Here is a 3,194-nt window from a genome sequence, read left to right as displayed (position 1 = left end):
TTGCCGATCGAGGACGCGGGCAGCGTGACGCAATGGCAGCCCAGGGTGGCGCCGTCCTCGAGGTCCACGCGGTCGATCTGCATGATGCGGTCGTGGAACAGGTGCGTCTGCACCACGCAGCCGCGGTTGACGGTGGCGCCGTCACCGAGCGAGATGAGGTCGGCCTCGGGGAGCCAGTACGACTCGCACCACACGCCCCGCCCGATCCGCGAGCCCAGCAGCCGCAGCATCGCGTTGAGGATCGGCGTGCCGGTGGCGGGGCGGGCCATCCACGGGGCGGCCAGGAGTTCGACGAACGAGTCGGCGACCTCGTTGCGCCACACGAACGACGACCACAGCGGCTGCTCCCCGGCGCGGATCCTGCCCACGAACACCCATTTGGCCAGCACGGAGACGACCAGCGCCACGAGTCCGGCGTACGCGAGCGCGAGCCCGGAGGTCAGCGCGGCGGCGAGGAAGCCCCACTCCCGGTGGATCCCCTGCATCAGCACCAGGACGCTGACGAGCAGGAGGAACGAGAGCCAGACCGGGACCAGTCGCAGGGTCTCCCACGCCCCGCGGGCGGCCTTGAGACGGCGCGGGGGCTGGTAGGTGCGCCCGTCGTCGTCGCCGTCGGAGACCGTCCGGGGCAGCTTCTGCGGGGGCGAGCCCAGCCACGAGGTCCCCTTCTTGGCCTTCTGCGGAGCGGAGGAGAGCACGGCCACCAACCCGCGCGCGGGCACCTTCCGGCCCGCCGACGCGATCCCCGAGTTGCCGAGGAAGGCGCGCTTGCCGATCTGGGCCTGCTCGAGACGCATCCAGCCGGACCCCAGCTCGTAGGGCGCGACCATGGTGTCGTCGGCGAGGAAGGCCCCGTCGCGGACCGTGGTGAGCGAGGGGATGAGCAGGACGGTGGAGGCCTCGACGTCCTTGCCGATCGTCGCGCCCAGGGCGCGGAGCCAGACCGGGGTGAGCATCGAGGCGTAGAGCGGGTAGAGCCAGTTCCGGGAGGCGTCCATGATGCGCTCACTGCACCAGGCCTGCCAGGCGGTGCGGGAGTGGACCGGGTGGAAGCCCTCCGCCAGGCCCACCGAGAGCGCACGGATGGACACGAGGGTCATCGCGGCGAAGAGCACCAGCGCGAGCAGCGCACCGGGGACCGACCACAGGGCCGCGCGCAGCACCAGCTCGCCGGAGGTCCCGGCGTCCCGGGCGCCCCACGCCACCAGCGCGAGCCCGGCGGCCAGCGCGACCAGCGGCATCGCGCCCAACACCACGGCGGAGACCTGGTAGACCAGGCTCCACACCCGGTTGTGCGGGGCCGGCTCGGCAGGCCAGCTGGACCCGCGCTTGCCGCGCTTCAGCGCGGGCGAGCCCGCGTACCGCTTCCCGGCCTTCACCGAACCGACCACGGCGGAGCCGATCTCCACGTGGGCGCCGCGCCCCACCACCGCCCCCGGCATCAGCGTGGACCGGGCGCCCACCACCGCGTTCTCGCCGATCTCGACGGCGCCCACGTGCACCACGTCGCCGTCGACCCAGTACCCGGCCAGGTCCACCTCCGGCTCGATCGAGGCCCCGTCGCCCACGGTCAGCAGTCCGGTGACGGGCGGCAGGGTGTGCATGTCCACCCCGTGGCCGATCGTCGCGCCCAACAGGCGGGCGAGGGGCGTGAGCCAGCCGGCGCCCTCCAGATTGGCGGCCCCGGAGGACTCCACCAACCGCTCCGCGGCCCAGATCCGCAGGTGGACCGACCCCGCGCGCGGGTAGGTCCCCGGGGTGATCCCCGCCGTGAGGACGCGGCACAGCAGACCCGTGACCACCATCCGACCGGCGGGCAGCAGGAGCAGCACGGCCAGGATCCCCAGCGCCCACCACGACACCGGGCGGGCCCACGGGATGCCCGCGTGGGCGGCGAGGTTGTTGGCGATCCCCAGCCAGGTGAGCCACTGCAGCCCGGTGAGGGTGAGGAGCGGGACCGTGGCGAGTACCTGCAGGATCTGCGCGCCGCGGCCGACGGGCCGGACGTGCCGCGGCTCGACCTCGGCCTCGGGCTCGAGCTCGTCGAGGTAGGCCGCGAAGTCGCCGAGCCTGGACCGGTCGTAGATGTCGCCGACCGTGACGGCGGGGAAGCGCTCGCGGACCGCCACCACCACGTGCGCGGCGGCCAGCGAGCCGCCGCCGAGGGCGAAGAAGTCCTCGTCGACCCCGGAGACGTCGGCACCGAGGGCGGAGGACCACAGTTCGGCGACCCACGCGTCGGTGCCGTCGAGCTCGGTCTCGCCCGCGGAGGTCTGGGCCAGCGGCCACGGCAGCGCGGCGCGGTCCACCTTGCCGGAGGTCCGGGTGGGCAGGTCGTCGACCAGCGCCAGGCGGGGGACCACCCCGGCGGGCAGGTGCTCGCGCAGGATCCCCGCGGCGTCGGCCAGGTCGAAGGTCTCCGGCGTCTCGGCCACCAGGTAGGCCACCAGGACGGACTGGCCGGCGTCGGTCTTCTTCACCGCCGCGGCCCCCGCGCTCACGCCGGGGAGGGCGGACACCGCCGTGTCCACCTCGCCCAGCTCGAGCCGGCGGCCGCCGATCTTCACCTGGTCGTCGATGCGCCCGTTGAAGTACAGGCCGTCGGCCTCGAGGCGGACCACGTCGCCGGAGCGGTAGGCGCGCTCCCAGCCGAGGGTCTCCAGGGGGCCGTACTTCTCGGCGTCCTTCTCGGGGTCGAGGTAGCGGGCCAGCCCGACGCCGCCGATCACCAGTTCCCCGGTCTCGCCGTAGCCGACCGGCCGTCCCGCGGCGTCCACCACGGCCAGGTCCCAGCCGTCGAGCGGCAGCCCGATAGACACCTCGCCGCGGCCGTCCAGCAGGGCCGCGCAGGCCACGACCGTGGCCTCGGTGGGGCCGTAGGTGTTCCACACCTCGCGACCGTCGCCGGCGAGCCGGGCGGCGAGTTCGGGCGGGCACGCCTCGCCGCCGAGGATCACCAAGCGGATGTCGCGGAGCATCGAGTTCGGCCACATCGACGCCAGCGTCGGGACGGTGGAGATCACCGTGAGTCCGCGGTCCCGCAGCCACGGGCCCAGGTCGATCCCGGACTTGACGATCGACCGCGGCGCCGGCACGAGGCAGGCCCCGTACGCCCAGGCCAGCCACATCTCCTCGCAGGAGGCGTCGAACGCCACGGACAACCCGGCCAGCACCCGGTCGCCCGGGCCGAGCGG

1 protein-coding gene is annotated in these 3,194 nt (G+C 74.0%); it reads right to left on the bottom strand.

Annotated elements, in window-relative coordinates:
* Positions 1-3,194: Pls/PosA family non-ribosomal peptide synthetase (locus B4M60_RS15600; protein ID WP_291086151.1), on the bottom strand; the 3,194-nt coding region annotated here is incomplete at both ends.

This window comes from Dietzia sp. UBA5065 (assembly GCA_002415925.1).
Classification (GTDB): domain Bacteria; phylum Actinomycetota; class Actinomycetes; order Mycobacteriales; family Mycobacteriaceae; genus Dietzia.
This window is presented reverse-complemented; position numbering and strand designations above follow the sequence as displayed.